At 62.3% G+C, this 19802-nt stretch carries 28 protein-coding genes; all 28 read right to left on the bottom strand.

The features are described 5' to 3' along the window. Positions 1–977: 977 nt before the first annotated feature. The 28 genes from N7L95_RS00360 to N7L95_RS00225 all read right to left on the bottom strand — a co-directional run bounded on the left by N7L95_RS00360 (position 978) and on the right by N7L95_RS00225 (position 19789). The gene (locus tag N7L95_RS00360) at positions 978–2066 is read right to left on the bottom strand and encodes a replication protein RepA (RefSeq protein WP_301255453.1); all 1089 of its coding nucleotides are present in this window, start codon (positions 2064–2066) and stop codon (positions 978–980) included. A gap of 16 nt (positions 2067–2082) precedes the next feature. After that, positions 2083–2367: a TrfB-related DNA-binding protein gene (locus N7L95_RS00355; RefSeq protein WP_301255452.1), complete on the bottom strand. Its 285-nt coding sequence runs from the start codon at positions 2365–2367 to the stop codon at positions 2083–2085. 43 nt (positions 2368–2410) lie between these two features. Then, positions 2411–2815 carry a hypothetical protein gene (locus N7L95_RS00350; protein ID WP_301255451.1) on the bottom strand — a complete coding sequence of 135 codons (405 nt, stop codon included), beginning with the start codon at positions 2813–2815 and terminating at the stop codon, positions 2411–2413. Between the two features lie 53 nt (positions 2816–2868). Next, a complete protein-coding gene (locus tag N7L95_RS00345; RefSeq protein ID WP_301255450.1) occupies positions 2869–3762 on the bottom strand; it encodes a ParB/RepB/Spo0J family partition protein in 894 nt (297 codons plus the stop codon). Continuing rightward, the gene (locus N7L95_RS00340) at positions 3759–4592 is read right to left on the bottom strand and encodes a ParA family protein (protein WP_301255448.1); all 834 of its coding nucleotides are present in this window, start codon (positions 4590–4592) and stop codon (positions 3759–3761) included. The genes N7L95_RS00345 and N7L95_RS00340 overlap by 4 nt, the downstream gene beginning before the upstream one ends. Then, on the bottom strand, positions 4589–4876 hold the full coding sequence (locus N7L95_RS00335) for a hypothetical protein (protein ID WP_301255447.1): 288 nt from the start codon (positions 4874–4876) through the stop codon (positions 4589–4591). The genes N7L95_RS00340 and N7L95_RS00335 overlap by 4 nt, the downstream gene beginning before the upstream one ends. A 62-nt stretch (positions 4877–4938) precedes the next feature. Further along, complete coding sequence (locus N7L95_RS00330; protein ID WP_301255446.1) at positions 4939–5259, bottom strand: hypothetical protein; 321 nt, start codon at positions 5257–5259, stop codon at positions 4939–4941. A gap of 25 nt (positions 5260–5284) precedes the next feature. Beyond that, positions 5285–5746 (bottom strand): single-stranded DNA-binding protein, encoded by a 462-nt coding sequence (locus N7L95_RS00325; protein ID WP_301255445.1) that lies wholly within the window; start codon positions 5744–5746, stop codon positions 5285–5287. Between the two features lie 134 nt (positions 5747–5880). Continuing rightward, positions 5881–7395, bottom strand: a complete 1515-nt coding sequence (locus N7L95_RS00320; protein ID WP_301255444.1) for a hypothetical protein — start codon at positions 7393–7395, stop codon at positions 5881–5883. A gap of 201 nt (positions 7396–7596) precedes the next feature. After that, a complete protein-coding gene (locus N7L95_RS00315; protein ID WP_301255443.1) occupies positions 7597–7881 on the bottom strand; it encodes a hypothetical protein in 285 nt (94 codons plus the stop codon). Between the two features lie 570 nt (positions 7882–8451). Next, entirely contained in the window at positions 8452–9087 is a 636-nt protein-coding gene (locus tag N7L95_RS00310; protein WP_301255442.1) for a hypothetical protein, read from the bottom strand. Between the two features lie 144 nt (positions 9088–9231). Beyond that, entirely contained in the window at positions 9232–9834 is a 603-nt protein-coding gene (locus N7L95_RS00305) for a hypothetical protein (protein ID WP_301255441.1), read from the bottom strand. Positions 9835–9849: 15 nt separating this feature from the next. Further along, positions 9850–10248 carry a hypothetical protein gene (locus N7L95_RS00300; RefSeq protein WP_301255440.1) on the bottom strand — a complete coding sequence of 133 codons (399 nt, stop codon included), beginning with the start codon at positions 10246–10248 and terminating at the stop codon, positions 9850–9852. A gap of 235 nt (positions 10249–10483) precedes the next feature. Next, positions 10484–10792: a hypothetical protein gene (locus N7L95_RS00295; RefSeq protein WP_301255439.1), complete on the bottom strand. Its 309-nt coding sequence runs from the start codon at positions 10790–10792 to the stop codon at positions 10484–10486. Next, positions 10789–11079: a hypothetical protein gene (locus tag N7L95_RS00290; protein ID WP_301255438.1), complete on the bottom strand. Its 291-nt coding sequence runs from the start codon at positions 11077–11079 to the stop codon at positions 10789–10791. The genes N7L95_RS00295 and N7L95_RS00290 overlap by 4 nt, the downstream gene beginning before the upstream one ends. Further along, positions 11076–11342, bottom strand: coding sequence for a hypothetical protein (locus tag N7L95_RS00285; protein WP_301255437.1), 267 nt, complete (start codon positions 11340–11342; stop codon positions 11076–11078). Before N7L95_RS00285 ends, N7L95_RS00290 begins: the two co-directional genes overlap by 4 nt. Further along, entirely contained in the window at positions 11339–11647 is a 309-nt protein-coding gene (locus N7L95_RS00280) for a hypothetical protein (protein ID WP_301255436.1), read from the bottom strand. Before N7L95_RS00280 ends, N7L95_RS00285 begins: the two co-directional genes overlap by 4 nt. Before the next feature lie 20 nt (positions 11648–11667). Beyond that, a complete protein-coding gene (locus tag N7L95_RS00275) occupies positions 11668–12381 on the bottom strand; it encodes a hypothetical protein (protein WP_301255435.1) in 714 nt (237 codons plus the stop codon). Between the two features lie 105 nt (positions 12382–12486). After that, a complete protein-coding gene (locus N7L95_RS00270) occupies positions 12487–12837 on the bottom strand; it encodes a hypothetical protein (RefSeq protein WP_301255434.1) in 351 nt (116 codons plus the stop codon). A gap of 76 nt (positions 12838–12913) precedes the next feature. After that, on the bottom strand, positions 12914–13171 hold the full coding sequence (locus tag N7L95_RS00265; RefSeq protein WP_301255433.1) for a DUF2274 domain-containing protein: 258 nt from the start codon (positions 13169–13171) through the stop codon (positions 12914–12916). Positions 13172–13344: 173 nt separating this feature from the next. Further along, the gene (locus tag N7L95_RS00260; protein WP_301255432.1) at positions 13345–13770 is read right to left on the bottom strand and encodes a hypothetical protein; all 426 of its coding nucleotides are present in this window, start codon (positions 13768–13770) and stop codon (positions 13345–13347) included. A gap of 10 nt (positions 13771–13780) precedes the next feature. Beyond that, a complete protein-coding gene (locus N7L95_RS00255) occupies positions 13781–14254 on the bottom strand; it encodes a hypothetical protein (protein ID WP_301255431.1) in 474 nt (157 codons plus the stop codon). Continuing rightward, positions 14229–15878 carry a TrbI/VirB10 family protein gene (locus N7L95_RS00250; RefSeq protein ID WP_301255429.1) on the bottom strand — a complete coding sequence of 550 codons (1650 nt, stop codon included), beginning with the start codon at positions 15876–15878 and terminating at the stop codon, positions 14229–14231. Before N7L95_RS00250 ends, N7L95_RS00255 begins: the two co-directional genes overlap by 26 nt. Positions 15879–15880: 2 nt before the next feature. Then, positions 15881–16705, bottom strand: a complete 825-nt coding sequence (locus tag N7L95_RS00245) for a TrbG/VirB9 family P-type conjugative transfer protein (RefSeq protein ID WP_301255428.1) — start codon at positions 16703–16705, stop codon at positions 15881–15883. Next, on the bottom strand, positions 16702–17529 hold the full coding sequence (locus tag N7L95_RS00240) for a VirB8/TrbF family protein (protein WP_301255427.1): 828 nt from the start codon (positions 17527–17529) through the stop codon (positions 16702–16704). The genes N7L95_RS00245 and N7L95_RS00240 overlap by 4 nt, the downstream gene beginning before the upstream one ends. Further along, on the bottom strand, positions 17526–18533 hold the full coding sequence (locus N7L95_RS00235) for a type IV secretion system protein (protein WP_301255426.1): 1008 nt from the start codon (positions 18531–18533) through the stop codon (positions 17526–17528). The genes N7L95_RS00240 and N7L95_RS00235 overlap by 4 nt, the downstream gene beginning before the upstream one ends. A gap of 104 nt (positions 18534–18637) precedes the next feature. Continuing rightward, entirely contained in the window at positions 18638–18913 is a 276-nt protein-coding gene (locus N7L95_RS00230) for a hypothetical protein (RefSeq protein ID WP_301255425.1), read from the bottom strand. Positions 18914–18940: 27 nt separating this feature from the next. Beyond that, a complete protein-coding gene (locus tag N7L95_RS00225) occupies positions 18941–19789 on the bottom strand; it encodes a hypothetical protein (RefSeq protein ID WP_301255424.1) in 849 nt (282 codons plus the stop codon). Positions 19790–19802: the final 13 nt, after the last annotated feature.

Genomic DNA, 19802 nt, shown 5'->3' with positions numbered 1-19802 from the left:
TGCCGGGACAGGACGGCCAGCTGGTCTCGCTCCAGCAGGCTGATGCGGCAGAACGCCCTAGGAACGATTATCTTCCCGACGCACCCACACCCCTGGCTTGGGCGGCGATCGGGGCGCCTGCGGCCTTCTCGCACGCCGTGGCCCCATCTCCGCAGGTCGGGAACCCCCCGTTCTTCTAAGTTCTGTTCTTCGCTGCTGTTGGGAACACGTGAAGGATTGAGGAGAGGGTGGCGCGCCGCTGGGGTCCGTCTCGCCCCCTTTGGGGGCTGTTTTGGTATTGAGGCGCCTACCCGGAGCCGTAGGCGGAGGGTTCCGTTGATTCGCCCAGCATCCGCGTGGGCGGATGCGGTCCCCGGAGGGGAGGGCGGTGGAGCGCCTGTCCTCGCGGTGGACTTGTTCACCGACGACGGTGGAGCTACTACCAGGAAGAGAACAGGTACCCCTAGATACAGGGGCGCCGTGTTGCAAGACGCGCAAGCCCAGTGCTGGTGCGGGCTGCAGCCGGGTGCGCTGCGACACCATGAGAGTTGTTCATCACACGGCTTGAGAGTAGAGCATCACATGTGATGCTTTATCATCGGCGCAACCTATTGATTTCAAAAGAATTTTTTCTTGAGAGTAGAGCATCACGGATAACTGCCGGGAGTCACAGGCTTATCCCCGGAATTCACCTTTGTTACACCGGGCGCGGTTTGCGGTGGATAACCCCGTCGTTACGTTTGTCACTACAGCGTGAGTTCGTCATCACCGGGCGCACTTCGGTGTGCTCCGGAGGCAGCAGGCGAGAGTTCTTCATCATCCGGTGCATAGAGGTGAGAAGTGGGTGGGTGTTCACCCCACGCGGGGGAGGTCGGATGCAGTGATTCGTGAGAGTTGTTCATCACGCGAAGGAGCACGCCGTGCGGCCTTCGCCATGCACGTAGCAACGCAAAAAAAAGAGAGGCTGAACGCCTCTCTTTGTCTCGCTTTCTTTGGGATCAAAACCCCGGTAATCCTTGCTGCGTCCCCTTCGGGATGTGGGGCGGCGAAGGATGCAGGATGATGCCTTTCTCCGCCACCGCGACCTTCGCTTGTGGATAGACGATCAGCACAGCATTCAATGCTTGAAGGAAGTTCCGTTTGAAGTCGAGCACGGCCCGCGGGGTGGAGTACCCGGACCCCAGCTGGTTCATCAAAACTTCCCACCGGATGAGGCCCGATGGGCGCTGCAAATAGCTGTTGCGAAAGGTCAGCCAGGTGTACACGTCCATCGCCAGCGGCGAGCCGCGCAAGGCACGGTAGGCTCGCAGGTCGATGGGCACGGGACTCGACCGCAGTTCATTGAAGAAATACTCGGTGAGCAGCACCCGCGATTTCCAGCCGTGATGCCCACTCGCCTGGGGTGTCCACAGCTGTACCTCGTCCGCGCTCGCCGCTCCTTCTGACGCAGGTTCCGCCTCGTATCCGGACCCGGCGAGCCGACGCTCAAACTCCACCTCGTCCAGGTCCACCTCACTGACCACGCTCATGTTGCGTAGCTGGAAACGACGGTTGGACTGCCCAGTGCCGGTAGCCGTGATACTGGCTCCGAACAGCCGCTTCATCTGCTCGGTAACACGCGTACTGGAGCCACGCTTACCGCCGCCGCGCTCCAAGTCGAGCACGTCACGCAGGAAGCTGGCGAGGGAGTCACCCAGTTCCAGCTCGGGCGAGTTCGTGCGCACGACCTCGGTGGACACCCAAGACATCAGCAGCCGCGGGTAGATCCCATACGGAATCCCGCCGTGGTAGCCCGCCATGATCGTCAGCGTGAAGTTGCCATTCTTGCGCTCGAAAATCCGGGACTTCGGGTCCTTGTAGGGCATCGAAGCGTTCACCAACGCGCGGTGCATGAAGCCCAGGGAACCGGCACTCTTCGCGTCCTCGCGCTCGATCTCCAGATGGGCCTCGATGGCCTCTTGGACCCATTTCGGCACCTGTTTCGGCCTGCGAAGGTCGAGAACTTCATCGATCGATTCGACGGGGACATCGGTCCCGGTGAACGGGCGCTGAGAGTCCATGTTGGAGTCGCCTGACGATTTGTCCATCCGTGCTCCGTCAACCTCAGGCCAGCTTGCTCCTGGCTGCCGGCCGAGTGGTTTTTGCGCTTCCCTTCGCTGCTGCCTCTTCCAACAGCTTGAGATGCTGATCGTATACCTGCGCGCACAGGTAGCGCACCCGCTCCCGCGAGAGGCCTACGCGCTGCGCAACGTCCGTCTGCAGCTCGCCGCCCACGAGCACATCGCGGACGATTGACTGGTTCTGTTCGGACATGCCAGGAAAGGACTTCAAGGCGCGATTCAATTGGGTTTTGGTCAGCGAGCCAACGGCCCGGCGTAGGTCGGTCATGATCGTATTGTCGGTGGAACAGGCGCAACTCAGCGGCGCATTTTCACCGCTTAGAACTGCCCTTCCAGATGCCGTAGCACACCGCCGCGTAGGCCAATGTGAAGGGCCCCAACCAGTCATGCTCGCCCATCTTGCCGTCCTCGACGGCACCTAGCGACATGGGCATCCCGAGCGCCCAGAGGGCCCAGGCGAAGTTGGTGTAGAGAGCCAAACCGGAGCACAGGACGAAGCTGGCGCACGCCAACCGACCGAGAAGGCTGTCCTGCCTCGACGGCTGGTAGCGGCCCCACATCAAGCTCGACAGCGCAATCCCTGCAGAGAGGCATGCCCAAGCCAGGGCATCGCCACGCGCACCAATGAGCCCAACCACAAACGCACCCGTGCTGGACAGACCGAAGAACACGGCGCCCGCGGCGGGTAGGCTGGCCAGTACGCGATTTCTCGCCATGTTGCTCCCTCAGTTTTCACCGCGTGTGTGCCAGGTCAGAGCACAGACGGAGGTCACTTCAGCATCTTCTGCAAGCGGGCGGTGAGTGCCTTGCGCACGGCCGCAGCATCTTGTCGGCTGCCGTGTTCGTCGATCCAGGACAGGCGCGTCGCGATGGCATCAACCATGTCGTCGATTTCTGCACGCCATCCGGCGATCTTGGCCTGTTGGTCATTCGGGGCCTCCTCGTCGGCAACGCCGTCTGCGTCGACTGCCGCCTTCTTCGCAGCGGCAGCCCCCGCCTTCTTCGGAGGCGCGACCTGCTGCTTCACCTCGCGCGTCTTCGCCCGCTCCAGCTTGCCTTTGGCCTTCGCCTCGCTCACCAGCTCGGCGGCCGCCTCGGGGTCGTTCTGCTGAATGATGGCCAGGTCCAGCGCAGCATCGACGCCCGACACGCGGGTCTGCACCAGTTCCTGCACTTCGGCTGGCATCGTCAGCAGTTTCAGGCCCTGGCTGATGGTCGGCTCGCTGCGCCCGATCATCTTCGCAACCGCAGCGGCGTTCTTGCAAACACCCATCTCGATCAGGCGCTTCCAGGCCATCGCTTCGTGTACAGGATCAACGGCCTCGCGTTGGTTGTTCTCCACCAGTTGGATCGCGAGGATCTTGCCAGCGCTTTGTTCGTCAACCTCGATCGCTTCAACCGTTCCTGCCGGGGTCAGTTGGCTGGCTCTCCAGCGACGTTCCCCTACGACGATCACATAGCCATCATCGGCCAGGCGCACAACGATGGGCTGCAGCTGGCCGACAGACTTGAAGCTCTCTGCAAGGTCTTCGATGGCCTCCTGGCTGTACGTCTTGCGCGGCTGGTTGGGGTCCGGGCGCACGTCGCCGTAATGCAGCACGAGGACATTACGCGTCTTCTGCGCAGCCAGAATGTCGTTGATGAAGCTGTCGGACATGCTCATTGCAGCACCTCGGCCAAAATGGCCTTGCAGGCGGACTTCCACTCACTTCCCGCGGCACGGTTGACCCGCCCCTCGCTGTCGCCCTCCCAGACGGCACGCCGCGCATCGATCGCATCCTGTACAGCTGGCCGGTGGTTGAGCTGGAAGGGCACGACTTTGATCCCCGCGGACGTGATTTTTTCAAGGGACGACTGATGCAAACGACTGCGCTTGCTGAACTGGTTCGGCAGTATCCCGACATGTTTGTGACGGGGGTTGCCATACAGCGCCTTGGTATCGTGCAAGGCCTGCACCAGGTCCCTCGCTCCGGACAGCGAGAAGGCGTCCATCAACGCCGGCGTGACGCTAAAGTCAGCGGCCACCATCGCGGAGAAGTAGCGGTGTTCCGCTGTGGTCGGGGTGTCGATGATAACCACGTCGTAACCCTGGGCGACCGCCCGCAGGTTGGCCCGGAATCGCTGGTACAGCGCCCGTCGTGCTGCCGCGTTGTCGCTGGCCACCATGCCGTCCACCGACTTCAGCAGGCGGTCGCCAGCAATGACGTGGACACGCTCACTTGCCACCGCGGGCAGCCGGCCTTCCGGCAACTCTGCCTTGAACAGGTCCGAGCCCACCAGAGCGTCTTTCGGGACCGCAGAGAGGAAGGTTGCAGTGCTGTTGCCCTGAGCGTCGATGTCCACCACCAACACCTTTTGCTTCGAGAACTGCGCGATGTACTTCGCCAGGTTGATGGTCGTAGTGGACTTGCCCACGCCGCCCTTCATGTTTGTGATTGCGAGGATCACTGCAGCCTTCACCGCATCGGTGACGGTCGGTGCTGTCGTCGTCATTGAAGTCTCTCCGTTTGTGCCGCAGCAAGTGCGCCGGGCGAGATGATCGCATCCCAGACAAGGGCCAAAAGTGCCGAGCGCGCATCGGCCTCGCGTTCTTCGTAGATGGTGGCCAGTTTCAACTGCTCGCGGGGCTGCTGTCGCTGCCAAGTGGCGTGCCACTCTCCCGGGGCAACGCGCAGCAATTCGAGCCGCGATCCTCCCTGATGCAAGAACGCCGCCGCCACGCTCGCCATGCACGTCTGTTGGCTGGGGCTTGCATCCGCAAATCGACTGGTCATCATCGCTCTCCCTCTGGTACGGGCAGCCCTAGCATGGCGCCCAGGAAATCGCTACAGGTTGTCGGTTAATGCAACGGCATCCCGGCGGGACGCCCTACGCAGTGGCCCCCCCAGCAGATGAGCCGTTCAGTCTGCGACTCCCACACCTCCGCGATGTGCCCTCCGACACGTCGTGCCATGAAGGTCGCGGTGTTGAAGTTATCCCAGGTCATCGCGTCCTCCTCATCGCGCGTAAGAACGATGCCCTTTCCGGGACTGGCCCGGAGAACCTGCCATTCTTGGACAAACTGTCCATCATCGAGGCGCACGATCCAACCTCGAAAATCGAATCCAGCGGCTTCAGGATCGGCAGCCAGCTCTTGAGCGCGGTCCATTGCTGCATCCATGCTCGGTCACTCCTTTCCCTAGTGACTAGAACGGGATGTCGCCGTCGCCGTCGCCGTCGTGATCACCGGCGGGTGGCCCCTCTTTCGAGGCTGCTCGCTGCCCGGAGCGGGAGGGCCGCTCTTCGCCAGCACCCGCCTCGTCGCCTTGTCCATCACGGCCGCCGAGCAGCTGCATCTGCTCCGCGATGATGTCCACGGTGTTGCGCTCGACGCCGTCCTTGTCGGTGTACTTGCCGTATTTCAGGCGGCCTTCGATGTAGACGGGGCGGCCCTTCTTGAGGTATTCGCCGGCGATCTCGGCCAGGCGTTCATAGAAGGTCACGCGGTGCCATTGGGTCTCCTCGATGCTCTCGCCGGAGGAGCGGTCCTTGCGGCGGCTGGAGGTGGCGACGGAGACGTTGCAGATGGCCGTGCCGGTGGGGGTGTAGCGGACCTCCGGGTCACGGCCACAGTTGCCGATCAAGATCACTTTGTTGACAGATGCCATCTGAGACTCCTTCGTACCTGATGCTTCGTCAGCCCGGTGCCCGGCTTCGGCTACTTCCGCGGTGCGAGCCGGTCATGTCAGCCGAGTCCCGCCATGATTGATATTTTGCGTTTTGGGGTTGCGTTTGTCAACCCCTATTTGCATTCTTCTTTGTGTTTGTTTGGCGCGCCAAATGCCAGTTTCGTCCGCGTCGACTGGCTGCGCTCCGTGCGTGCCTCAACCAGCCGTCTGGCTAGCTTGTCGCTGATGGGCTGCAACTCGTCCTTTAAGTAGAAGCCGCGAGACGGGTCAACGAGTCGCCTCACCTCTGCAGCGTGGGTAGCACTGGCCTCGTCGTCATCCTCTTCGTCACAGTCCTCGGGCGCCGGCGGACCGGACGGTGTACGCAGTGCTGGAGGTAGCCATCGGCACCCAGCGAGCAGCGCAGCCGCTCGGTCCACCAGGTCAGCCTTTTTGAGATGCGAGAGCTTGGCGGCCGCTTCTGCTGATACCGCCTCGGCCACCGTTTCCAGGATGCGCGCTTTGGGCACGTGCGTAAGGTAGTTCGCGGCCGAGGGCTCCCAGCATTCGGCCATGTCGAGCGGGGCGGCCCATGCAAGGCTATGGGCGTTGCCCCACCCCTCACTCTCCGAAGTCGCATCAGTCGCGAAGGCAGTGCAGAACGCGATCAAGTTCAACAGATCATCGGTCGGCAAGGAGACGAGCCAGGCGAAGATGCCCTGCTTGGGCACCTTCGCCCGCCACTCCGCTTCCTTCGCCAGCACTGCGGTCCATGCCGGGTTCTCCTCGATGTTGTCGGCGTACTGCCGGAGCTTGCTCGCGCAGCTCGTGACTCCGACGTTTACTGCCGAGGGATGCCAGTAGCCGGCGTGCTCGCTCATCAGGCGTGTGACCATCCGATGCGCGAGTGCAGCGAGTGCCACGTGGGGGTTGCGGATCATTGCTGCCTGCAGCGCAGCAGTGCGATGAGCCGTGAGCCTGCGCATCAACGCCGAGGACAGGCCTGCTGCGTGGGGTGTGTTGTCTTGCCCTGTGCGGGCTGCGCCGGTGATCCCGCCACGGCTTGATCCACGATCCTCCGGCCTCACTAGCCCACAGCGAATCTCAGGCGTGCCGTCGTAGTCGATGGAGATCAAGACTCCCGCGCCCGCCTTTGCCACGTCGTCATACGTGTCCAGAGCGTGAACGAACGTGTCCAATCGCTCCTCCGCTTCCTCGACGCTGCGCTGCAGCCGCTCCTCATCCTCATCAGAACAGGTGTCCTGCTCATAGGCGCGCTCCAGTGCATCCCGCGCTTCCTGCTGCGCAGCCTCCAGTCGGTCTAGTTCTGCTTGTTCCTCGGGCGTCATCGAGCGCCGCTTGGCGGGGATCGTCCCGAAGCCGCTGGCTTCCGCATAGCCGACACGAGCTGCCCGCACCTCCACCCACCCCCATCCTTCGGCGCGGTACGGTTCCGCAATGCGTTCCAGGCGTTCCTTCGCCAGCCGCTGCAACAGCTCGACATCCGTCAGGTAGGTGGCCTCGTCGTCGGTGAAGAGGTCACGGGTCACGACGCCGCCGGCTGCCTCGTAGGCAGCAAGCCCTACAAACCTCGCAACGGCGTCGTTCCTCAGGCTGACAGCGTGCGCGGTCAGCTGATGTTTCAGCATGTGGGGTTGCCGATCCCACTCTGAACTCGCTGCCGAGCTGCTCGATGTTGCCGGGGTTCTTCCGGGCCTTGCGGACATTGCGCGCAGACTTGACCAACAACGCAAGAGACAGGTGTTCCAGCGTCGACTTTCCGTTTGCTTTCTTTTCAGGCATGGATTTTCCTTGTAGGCAACGGGCGCGGGAGCGCGCCCGAACTGGCTTCAGTGCTCGTCAGGAAGCTGCACGGTGGTATTGCGGCGGTCCTCGTCGGTGATGACCTCAACCCAGGTGCGCGGGCCCAGCTGGTAGCAGGACGTCACGCTGCCGCCGAAGGCGACTGCCTGGGCGTTCTGGGCCTTCTGTTCGGCGTCGATGTCGCCGAAGTCGCCCGATTGATGGCGTTGGATCAGGAAGGACTCCGACATTCCCGCGCTGATGATGGCGATCAGGGCACCCGGGGTCCGGGTGACAAAGCCGGTGTCGAACAGAACGCATTTCTGAGACATAGCAACCCCTTTCGAGATGAAGTGACGGACTGAGAGGGCCGCAGGCCGGGAAAGCGTGCGGAGATCCTCTCGCTCGGACTTCCCTCGCTCGCCCCTGGGGGCGCGGGGTGGGGGATGTGGGATTGGGGCAGCCGAAGAGCGAGCCGGAGTGTTCCGGCCCGCTGCGAAATGAGATCCCCCCACAAGTCCCCCCTCACTGAGGGATGGGGGGCGCTTGTGGGGGGAGTGCAGCGGGCGGGTACCCGGCGAGAGGCTGCGAGGGGCGACGCAGCGATCGCGGCCGGCATGCCAGGGCTGCGGCCTGGCGGGACGGCTGCAGGGCGGAGTCGCCCGGGGGAATCTCGGCGTGGCGTCTCTGCGGCGGGCGTGCCAGGGAGGGACGAGCTGGCGCGGCGGCCGAGCCATGCCGAGCTGGAAGGGGGTGTTGGCCGAGGCCGAAGGGGGAGGCGTGTGACGTCGACCAGGTCGACCTGGTCGACGGGAGCGGTGGGGAGGTGTGCTGCGGCAGCAGCTGGAGAAGGTGGCCAGCGCCGGCGGCGCTGCCGACCGCAGGCTCCTATGGCGTCGCTGTCAGTAGCGCACGGTTTCCCACAACACCGGAACGTCACTCTCTGGCGGAGTGATGTACACGTTGATCATGCGGGGCTTGGTCGTGGCCTGCAATTCGATGACCTGGTCGTAGATTGAGGCCTCGTAGCTGCCGCCATCTCCGCCCGGCAAGTAGACGTAAGTCGTGCCTCGATACCCTCCCACACAGACCTTGGTCGGCATCTCGCTGTCTCGCGATGGCCGCAGTTCATCCCCGGTGCCGATCCCCTGGTAGGGCGTAGCGCCGTAGCCGCCCCATCGGGGGCGCTCCGGCATCTCCGATGCCAACAGTCCGATCGAGCCGGACAGCAGGGGTTCGGTGCCGGTCGGACAAGGGTCGTAGTAGCTGAAGCCGCGCTCGGCCCAGCTCGGCTTGTCGGGGTACGGTGACTTGGGCTTGCGGGCTTCGTCGCACTCCGGAAAGGAGTGGCCGCGTCTCAAGCGGTCCCACAAGCGATGGATTGGATCGACGCACATGGCTTGGGCGGTGGGACCGGCCGGGTCGGCCAAGCACAGCAGCACGGTGCAGCCCCACTCGGAGGCCTGGCTTGGAGCTGCAGCGCCCATCAGGACGGCCGCAGCAAGCATCAATCTCTTCACGGTGATCTCCCTGCTCATTGCGAAATGACGGGGAGATCTTAGAGGCCGTGATGGCTCCAGTCCATATTTTTGTAGTGACAAACGCGGAGAGTCGCGCACAACGAAAAGCGGGATGGGACCTTTCCCTTCTCAGTCCCGGGCGCCTGAGGGCTGCGATCGCTCCTACGAGTTGAACAACCAGTGCCCCTCTGGCTGGCGAACCGCCACATGCGTGGTCTTCGCGACTTCACCGCTCAGGTCAGATGTGTAGACCGCTTCGAAACGGATGGCATTGCGCGCCGGCATCTCCACCGCCTGGATGCGAGTGAGGGTCATGCAGACGTTTTTGTTGTGGTACTTGGTCAGCAAGATCGGCGCGTTGAAATTGTCCAGCCGCCGGCCAGGTGCGGCGTAGGCGTTGAGCGCGCTTGTTCGGTACGCATTGATGCAGGAGACCCGCTCAAGGAAGGTCTGAATCACAGGCGCCGCATCCTTGACCATCAGCTGCAGCTGCTCGTCCTTCAGCGGCATCGCAAGCGCCATCTGGATTCGCGACTGTTGGTCGGTGGTGATCCTGGCCAGGCCCTTGGGCGGCAGAGCCGTCGCCAGTCCCTGATTGACTGTTTTCAGCGTCTCGGTGCACCCCATCAGCAACAGAGCAGCGATCGGCGCCATCGCGAGCAGAGCGTTCTTCCTCAAGAGTCCCCCTTTTGTTCCTGACGCCCGGGCCAGTGAGCAGTGAGCCCGCGGCAGCGTGTCGAAGAGAAAGGCCTCAAGGATATGCATCCTTGAGGCCTTCTTTCAGTGCGGCGATGTCATGGGCGTCGACAACGACGGCATGGACATCTCGAAGGCAGCGACTTCCTGCTGGCGCAGGCGAGCGTCCCACAACTCCGAGTCACCCGAGCGAGCACGCGAATCAAAGATCGCGGTGCACTCAGCTTCCTCGTAGTCATAGCCGTAGAGCGCTTGCAGCTCGGCGATCAGCTCATCCAGGTCCAGGGGACGCTGGCGAAGCGAACCGTTTTGCTCATACCACCGATGGAACTCCGCGTACTTCAGATGGAAGTCGCTGGTGTCGTCGGTGAATTCAGCGATCTGCGGGCGGTTGAAACGGGAGTCGTCGCGAGAGGCGACTTCGGCCCGCACTCCAACCACGTTGACGAAAGAGCTGACGTCGGCAATCTCAACTGCGTGCATGGCGATCTCCTGGAAAAGTGAAAGCCACACTGCGCGCCCGGAGGCCACGCAAAGCGTGGCCGTTCGGGTTGTTGAAACTACGACGCCAGCATACGTCCATACAAAGTTCAATACAAGTGCCTAAGTGTGTCCGCCGGCGGGCTGGCCGACTGACGTGACACCGGCCTCACGAGGCGCGCTGCTAGAAGCGAGACGAGCCGACGCGCGGCCGGCTCGTCTCGTGCTGTTCAGCAGGTCAATGGCGGGTGGCAAGCAGGCCGGTCAACACGATGTTGCCGTCGTTCGCCATATCGGCGGTATCGAAGTCGCCGGTCAATGCGTGCACGCGCTGCAAGGTCCCGTTCAAGGTTGTGCCATGCAGAACTCCGCCGGCCTCGATGATGACGCCGAGCAGCTCGGGGGCAGTACCGTTGGCGCTGAAATAGACGATCGGCACGTAGACGGCGTCCAGCTCTGCCACCTCTACGCGCAGCGTGCCGGGTGTTGCCGCGAGCCGCCGCAAGTCCTCGGCCTCTATGCCAGGCACGATAGCGGAAGCATTCATCGGAGTGCGATCGCCACGAGCATCGACACAGCGCCCCCGCAGACGGTCTTCAGCCCCCAGGACCCGGGCCGGAACAAAACCTGTTTCGTGGCCAACTCGTTGAAGATGCCCCCGTATCCAACGAGGAGTGCCGCGAAGCCCCCCATGAGCAGGGCTTGGCGAGGCGTGATCGCGTACTGCGCGAGCGTAATCACGACCATGCAGACGATCAAGGCAGCTGCTGTGAAAAGTCCGGCGGCCGCCCACTTGGCTTTGGAAAAGTCGATGTCTTTCTCAACGGGTTTCATAGAACGACTCCGAATTTGTAGGCCTGCGACAGTCCTGCGATCACGCCCATCGGTATGCCTGAGAAGCATCCTACTGACATGATGTTGCAAATGCCGCGCCTGCGGTCGCGCAGGTAGCTCACCGCTGCGTAGGCCAGCAGCAGCAGAGTAACTACCCCTGTGGCCATGTCGCCTTGCAGCGCTTGCGCCAGCAGCAGTGCAGTGATGATGGCGGGGAAAGCGGCTGCGGTCCCCGCCACAAGCAACCCGTCAAGCCGCTTCACTGTTGTCGCGCCTCCAAAGGAGCCGGTGCTTCGCCAGCCATCTGTTGGCGTGCGCGCTGGACATCTCTGTTGAGCCTCACCATTACGGTGAGGCCAGCGCCAAATACGAGGATCAAGGCCGCAATCGCGAAGGCATGCGGGCGCCCTCGCGCGACAATGCCGTGGGCAGCGAAGAACGCGGCAACCGCGGCAGCTGCGGCCCATGACAACCAGAGTGCCTTGAGGGGCAAAGATGCCACGAACTCCGGGTCCAGACCGTCGGCCTCTGTGCCCGGCATGGGCACCTGGGTGAGTGGCGTGTTCAAGGGAGCTTGTTGTCGCAGTCTCATGGTTGAACGTTCAGGCTGAAGGTCGATGCATCGGCCAGCGTGGTGAGCCACCAGGCTTGATTCCAATACCCATCGGCAGTGCTGAAGTTGTCCCAGCCCGCCTCGTAGGCCGCTTGCTCTCGGAGCATCTCCGCCTTCTCGCGCAAGTCCTTCCCGTTGTACAGGTGAGGGACCTCCCAGCTGACCGCCCACGTCACCTCGCTTCTGCTTGTCGCGTCGGAGATCGCGTGCGCCTGGTCGAGCGCACCGAGCGCCACGGGACGGTGCAAGTCGTCCGTCAGGATGATGCTGTCAGGCCAGAACTCCAACAGGCGGCACTCTTCCTCGCGGTCCGCCTCAAACGCCTGCCTGACGAAGTTTTCCGGCATGGCGATGCACTCTTCCACCGCGGCTTTTGCCGCTCGCAAGCTGATGTGGCAAGGCAGCAGGCTACGAACGAACTCGCAACGCTTCTCATAGCGCTCATACGTGTAGTTGTCGCCCAGGACTGCACGCCCATTCACCTCGAAGCGGGCAATGTATCGCGGTGCATTGTGAAAGCTCGCCTCATCCACTTCTGCTGCCTGACGCAGCTCATCTGCAAAGGCGAGTGCCTGTTGCTGAACGCGTTGGGACGTCGCGGGCAGCCTCACGGCTCGCTCAAGAGCGTGGTGCGAAGCAAGCTTCGCAATCTGCCAGCGAAGGCGGTATGTCGCGTTCTCGGTCATCACCTCAACCACGCTCCGTGGTGGCGCTGCGGAATTAGGGGCTTGTTGTGCGGGCCCCGCGTGCTGGCTGATCGTTGTCATCAGGTGCCTCTGTAGCGTGTGAGGTCGTCAGGTCGGCGAGGCGAGGGCCCGCTGTACCTGGGCGACGGCCGCCGGCGGAAGCGGCTGCGACGGGAGGTCCAGAACGTAGCCGGCCACGATGCTGTGCAGTTCCGGGAGGTCGGGGAAACACCCCACCAGCCGGCCGAGGAAGTCGTCCTTGTTGTCCGACAGGCAATACGCCAATCGAACGTCTGGCGCCCTCAGTGGCCCAAGCGCCATGTCCAGCGCCAGGCGGTAGAGGTGGTAGTTGTCACGTTTGAGCTGCGCGATCGCTTTGTCGCGTTCTTGAACCGCTGCGCTCATCAGCCGAACGGCAATGGCGGCCTGCTCGTCTCGACCGTCGGTAGTCGTCTCCATAATGGCCATCTCCCTGAAGATGGACTGGAGGCGTTAGCCTCCCAGCCCGTTTCGAATGTCTGGCGGAGTTGAAGATTTAGCGCGCCAAAGACTTGCCGTTCTTCTTGAGCCAATCGGCGAAGGCTCGATCGCGCTCGAAGTGCCCTTCGAGGATCAGTGCAAGAAGGGCATCGATTTCGATCTCCTCCTGGCGGATGTCCTTGTAGCAACTGCGGTAGTCCTCAAGGCAATTGAGCAGCGGCTTGGGCAGCTTGAACTTGACGGTCTCGTACTGAGGCGGCTTCGGCACCTTGGCCAGGACGAGGTCAACGGGGGCAGCAGATCTACGTGGCATGACTTATGGACGCTCCGGATTGGGCAAAACAGGACCGGCTTTGGCGAGATCTCGCTCTACAACTCGCGGGTTCTCGATAGGAGCCGGTACAACGGGGGGATGGGGCTGCCGGGCGGCGCAAGCACCGAGGCCTAGCACGCATAGCAGGGTGAGAACAGTCTTCATGGAAGGCCTCAGTGGTTCGGCTCGAAGGCAACGAGCTTGTTCTGGTGGTCTACGACGAGGCGGACATCGTCGCCCGCGATCGTGAGTAGCGCGGTTTCTACCGTCGTGAACGTTCCGATGCGGGCCGCGGCGGTGAGCGTGCGTTGCAAGATCTGCTGTGTCTCGCGCGATGTCGCCGTGGGCAGGACCAGGCGGTACCCGGTGGGGGTGAGCAGGTAGTTCGCCCCCTCGTGGACCGTCTTCAACTGCGATGGCAGATCGAGGTGAGTGCCGATGCGGAGTCGGTTGTAGTTTGTGGCCGCCCCGGGCGGCAGCTGCTTGAGCACCTCCGCGATCGCGGCCGGCGGCACCGAACCTCCTACCGGGATCTGCGCGGAAGCAGTTCCCATACACAGCAGTGCGGCGAGCCCGATTAGGCAGTTAGTTTTCGACATAGCAATCTCCCTAAATTGCAGCCAACGAACAGAGGAACACGAGGGACGCGCACACGGGAAAGGTGACGCGCAGTGGAACCCGCCGCTGTTGGCGTGCTTGAAATAGCCGATACGCCGGCGCGCACACGAGTAGCAACAGCAGGCAGTACGGTCCGACGACGCTGAGCATCACGTCGCGGCGCCCAGCACCAGCCAAGCACAGGCCCCAGAGACTCACAAAGCCCGTCAGCGGCATGCTGATCGCGACATGTGCGCGGGCCCTGTCCAGCTTGAACATGAACCGTTCGGTCTCGGCCGTGACCTCGTGCAGCAAGACGAAGGTCAAGAGCAACACGACCGGGATGAGCCAGGTGGGTGCGAAGGCGGTGCCGATGGCCATCGGCACGCTGGCGAGCACCACGGGCAGCAGGCTTTCGCGCGCTGCCACTGGCAAACGGCTGTAGCCCTGCAGGGCCCAATCACTCTTGCGCGAAAAAGCGCGCATCCACGGCCGCCCAAGGCGTGACATAGATGTCGTCCTCCACGAAGATCTTGATCGGCGTGCCGGCGCGAATCGTCACCGTGGGAACGATCTGCAGGTACTTGCTGGCGAAGTTGCGGCCCAGCGAACGCGTCTGGGACGTGGCCTCGCGGACGGCGTAGTCCTGCGACGATTCGGCGGCTGCGCCGGAGTCCACGGTCGATGGGCCCAGTCCCACAATGGCATAGGCCAGAACGCCCAGCATCTGGGCCGCCACGTGGTAGTCGACCTGGTCCTGCAGCGCGGCTACACCTGCGTGATCGGTGCCGGCGGTGCGACGGAAGTCGATGCGCTTGCCATCGGGTCGTATGGCCCACAAGACCGTCATGCCCATCCGACGCTGGATGGCTTCGTTGATCTTGTTGGTGCGTGCCGTCTTGCCGGTGATCTTGGTGCCTGTGGGGAACAGAATCCACTCCCCGCTGGCATCGAGCACCGGTCGCTGCAGGACGGCAGTCCAGTTGCCGTCGTAGTCAGAAATCATCTCCGACTGGGTGACGGCACTGATCACGGTGGCTGTCGGCATCAGCACTTCACCGTCCCGAGGACCAGCGTTCGCGGGTTCCCGAAAAGCGCGGTTCTGTGCCGCCTCGCCAAACGCCAGAGGATCGGCGTAGCGGGCTGCCGGCTGGCGAGCGGGCTCAGCGCCTGCGGTCATTGCTTGGGCGAAGCCTTGGCGGCCTGATGCCGCGGCGAAACCGGCGCCCGGACTGCCTGCCTGCGGCGATGCCCCGGCAGCCGCCTGAGGAACCGCCGGCCCAGCCGCTTCGCCTGGTCCCAGCACTCGATTGGCGTGGGCAGGGTGGTACTGCCGGGCCAGGTCGAAGGCTCGCGCAGCTTCGGCGCGCAGCTGTTGGGACTGTGCTCGGCTGCGCGCAATCTCCTGCTGCACGCGGGCGAGCTCGGCCTTGTTGTCCGTCATGCCAGCGGGGGCGGCGGATTGGTGCACATCCGAGCCCGGTGCGCCAGTAGCTGGGTCCGCCGTAGGCGTCCCGGAAGGCGACTGGACCGTCGGGGCGTAGCCGCTCGTCCCAGACGGCTGCGCCATGCCGGCCAGCCGCTGCGGCGGCCGACCATTCGAACGGTCCTCTTCGTTGCTCACTCTGCCGAACTTGGACCGGCCCGCATGGAGCGCTCGCCGCAACTCGTCCAGCTCGAACTCCCTGCGCACCTGTTCGGGCGACGGGGCGCTCCCATCGGCGCTTTGCCCACCCTGCTGTCCCTGGCCAGCCGCACTGTTGGTCGAGTCAGCCGCATCAGCCAGCGCCTTCTTGCGCCGCTCCTCTTCTTCCAGAGCTTTCTGTCTCGCCTTCAGCTCTCGCGCAGCGCGTGACTGGGCCTCCTCGAAGCTGCTCAGACGAGGCGTCTCCGGCGTCGGCTCCGCTGCACGCTTCTCTGCTTCAGCTTCTTGCTCTGCGCGGCGCTGGTCGCGGTTCTTCATGTTGATCGTGGTCTGGATGACCAGGCCGACCACCACCAAACTTGTGAGTGCGATGGCGGTGATCTGAGCCTTCTTCCCGTAGGTGGTCGGCCGCTCCTTTGAGGCGGAGTCACCGCTCTCCGGGGCGACGGGGGAGGTGTCCGCCATGGTCATGCCCCTTTGCGGCTGATCGTCAGCTCGGAGTTGCCGGCCCGCATCTTGAAGCGCGGGAAGATGCCATTGATCGTGTACGTCCGCGTGGAGGGTTCGTACTTGGCCTCCAGGATCTCCTGCTTGCCGTCAATCTCGCCCAAGATGGACATCAGGCCAAAGTTGTCATGCTTGAGCTTCACGTAGGTCATACGGCCGTCGTCGTGGACGGCTTCAACCACCGATCCTCCGCCGGCATACCAGCCTTCAGCGCCGCTCCACTCGTAGTTCGAATTGACCGCGGCACGGTACAGCTTGAGCGCCTCACGGGTCTTGCGTTCGCCTTCTCGGTCCGCGGCGACCTTGTCAGCTTGCAGACGCGCGATCTGCGCCGTCAACGCCTGGACCTGCGCCATATGCTGACTGTCGCGACTCTCCCAGTTGGCGCGGTTGACCATGGCACCGCTGGTCGTGACGATCAGGCAGTGACTGGCGAGCTTGCCGCGTGGCACCCGGACAACCCGGAACTCGTAGCTGTTGCCACTCATTCCAACTGCCGTGATCGTGGTCTCTTTGCCCTGCTCGGTGTTGGACAACGGTTTCGTGAAGATCCGGTTCTTGATGAACTCGGTCTCCCACATCTCCTTCGCGGCCCACAGAACGTCCTGGCTTTCCTCCGGCAGCGTCACCGAGGTATGCATGTACATGGTCGCCTTGAGCGGGATGATGTCCCCAGGTTTCCAGTTGTAGACGGCACACCGCTGCACCTCCTGCCCATGAGCTGCAGCGCCAGCGAACGCGGCGAGAGTAGCGACTGCGAGAGTTTTGATGACTGCTGCTTTCATGATTGCTCCCTGGATTTGTCCGTTTCGTTCTTCGTGCACTCTTTGATATTCACCGGCGTCGGATCGTCGCGTACAGATTCGCGGTCAATTTCTATGCCAATAGGGTTGTAGCGAAGCTCAGCACGTCGGGCGACGATTTTCTCCGTAGGCCGGAAGGTCCAGATCAAGGTGATAATCTGATTTTTGCAGTCCACCACCTGATGGTCTTTATTCGTCTCTTTTACCCTGACAAAAGCCAGCGTCGTGAACAGATAGTCCTTCTTACTTTTCGGCAACGGATCTTTGTCGATGGATTGCAGATTCCGAACTGTCACCTGAGTCTCGTTGCATCCGTCGCAATTTGCCAATCGCGCTGAAACCTCTGCTGCGTTGTATCCATTGGGATCTGTGAATTCCTTCGACAACTTGTCCGACATCAACAAGTTCGCAAAGCCGTAGTCCGCGTCAATTGACTTGCGCAGCTTGCTGAAACGGCGCTCAACATATTCACTGAGCTTTGACTCGACCGTTGCAGGAAAGAAATCGATCTTGGTCGACTCGTCGGCGTACTCCACCGAGGTGGTGCCATCCGGCATGAGCTTGACCCACGCGACGCGCACGTTGTTCGCGAAGCGTTCGTCCGCTCGATACCACGCAAAAGTAACAAATATGAGCAACGCGAGCAGAATGAACTCGCGGATGGCTCCTATATTCCTAGAAGCCCGGAGAAATGCTTGTGTCGCCGCATAGCGACCTTTCTTCAGTCCCGTTTGGTACTCTTGTTGATCCATCAACCCACCGGGTTGAATGGGCCGTGCTTTCTGCATGTGTTGCTCCATATTCATTTGCCCAGGGCTGCTTTCGCCAGCGATCGCGCGGCACCGTGCGCAGCCATCCCCATGCCGCCGCCGCCAGCGCCGGACAGAATCGTGGAAGCGAACCGGCCGGTGGAGAACAACGCCAGAATGCCAATGACTGCGAAGGTCAGGAGACCGATCAACTCGCTGAGCTGAGATATTTCCGGAATGGCGGTTGGGCGGACCTCGGTAATGCTGGGTGGCATCGATACGCCGAAGTAGAGGGCGATGGCGCAAACCACCAGCACGAGGTTCAGGCGTGCCACCATGTAATAGACGACGAATCCCAGGAAGAACCGCAGCCAGCCGTCGAAGAGAAACGCCAGCCGCTGGTACAGCAGGAACGGGATGAAGGTAAGGCCAATGAGTTTGGCGAGAGTGAAACCCCAGAATCCCCACATAGCCACGAGGTAGGACATCACGCTCAAGAGAAAGATGACCAAGCCGAGCACAAACAGGTTAAGCGCGAGAGCCAACGCTTCTCCGACGTCCAGCGTGGGCAGCGACGGAAACGTAATTGACTGGGCCACCGCGGTGAGAAATTGCGGCGCAAAGAAGAGGGCGTCGTTGCCCAGCATCGCCTGCTGTAGAGCAGAGGAATACCCGATCCCAGCCTGCCAAATTGCCGTGGTCAGAGTCGGGTAGGACGCCATCAAGACCCGGGTCATCAGCATGAGCAGCGCCACGGTGAGGATGTCCAGCACATCCGCCTTCTTGAACATGTACTCCATCGCGGTCCAGATGGTGAGCACCAACGCGAAGGTCATCCACATGATGTCGACCATCGAGACGAACGCCGCGGAAGTGATGGCAGCGTTCGTCAGCGCTGTGACACTCGCGATGAAGCGATTCCACCCGGTGACGATCGTGTTCGGGTCGCCGTGGTCCTGAGCCCAGGCGAGCGTCGGCCCGCCGAAAAGAACAGGCAGCAGAGCTGCTGTTGCCGCAGTCCGCTGCCTGAAGATCCCTGAGCAAAGCACGCGAGTAAGCATCGTTCCCCCTGACCGTGTTTATATGAGTTGAACGTACATTTGTCAATACAAATGTACGTTCAATGTGCGGCCCTTTGGAGCCGCTTTTGGAGAGGACGAGGCCCTTACGGGCTTTCGTTCACGGTCGTCACCGGCGTGCGGTTGCGGACCTTGGACACCCGCTCCTGCTCTTTCCGGTCATGGCGTTCCTTGCTGTAGACGTGAACCACTTCCTTGCAGTAGCTGTCGGTGGCCAGCTTGCCGCTCTTATCGCACTGCTCGACGATGGCCTGCTTCTCCTCGTAGCTGAGGCTTTCGACCGGCTTGTTGGAGGACTCGGGGGCCTTGTCGCAGCCGGCAGCGAGTAGCGCCAGCATCACGATGGCGGTTCGGTGGTGCATATTCGTGCTCCGTTTGCTTGCGCGCCTTCAAGGCGTTTCGTTGATGCTCATCGTGTAGCTGCGGACCTGCGCTCGCTTGACCCTCTCCAGCTCCAGCTGACGCCGGGCCTCTCGGTTGGCGAGAATCTCGGCCTCCTTCTGCTGGATGGGCTTCGCGAGCAGTGCGTTCGCTTTCAGCAATTCCTCGTTCTGCATGTACGTGAGGCTGTTCTGGGCTGCCAGCAGCTGAATCGCGCCAACCGTGTTGTTGTCAGGGAGCGCTTGCATCTGAGAGGTGATCGCGGCCGCCTCCTGGGCGCGCTCCTGGGCGTTCTGCCGCTGTAGCGCAAGGGCGCGATGGTCATCCAACAGCCGCTCATACTGGATGCGGTCGGTGTAGGCGCGTTTCCACACAGGGTTGCTCAGGTCCTGCGGGAGGTCCAGTGCCTCCATGTCGAGGTTCAGTGCGTTCATGGTGCGCGGAACCACCGTGAGCGCGGTCTTCAACATCGACTCCAACTGCGGGTAGTAGCTGCCCGCGGCGGGATTGAGGCGGATGTACTGATTCAGGTAGGAGAGGCCATAGTCCTGATGAGTGCTGGTGAGCTGATGTGAGAAGCGGTTGCGCACCTGTGCCCGGATCGTCCCGGGCAGCTGCTGCAGGTTCTGCAACTGCAGTTGGTAGTCCTCCAGCTGCTGCGTGTACTGGTCAACCAGCTCTGCGTACTGGTTCATCTGGTTGCCGTAGTCGATGGTCAGCTGCGTGTTTGTCAGGATGTCCGTAGTTGGGATCTGGGCCTGGGCTGGTTTGGGCGCCACAGCCCCCAAACCAGTCAGGAGGACAAGCGACACGGCAAACAGGCCGCGCCGCATAGCGTGTGTCATACCGCGAGTCATGAAAAGCTCCTTT

The sequence above is a fragment of the Eleftheria terrae genome (assembly GCF_030419005.1).
Classification (GTDB): Bacteria; Pseudomonadota; Gammaproteobacteria; order Burkholderiales; family Burkholderiaceae_C; genus Caldimonas; species Caldimonas terrae.
The sequence above is the reverse complement of the archived record's forward strand: the minus strand, read 5'-3'. Positions and strand labels throughout refer to the sequence as shown.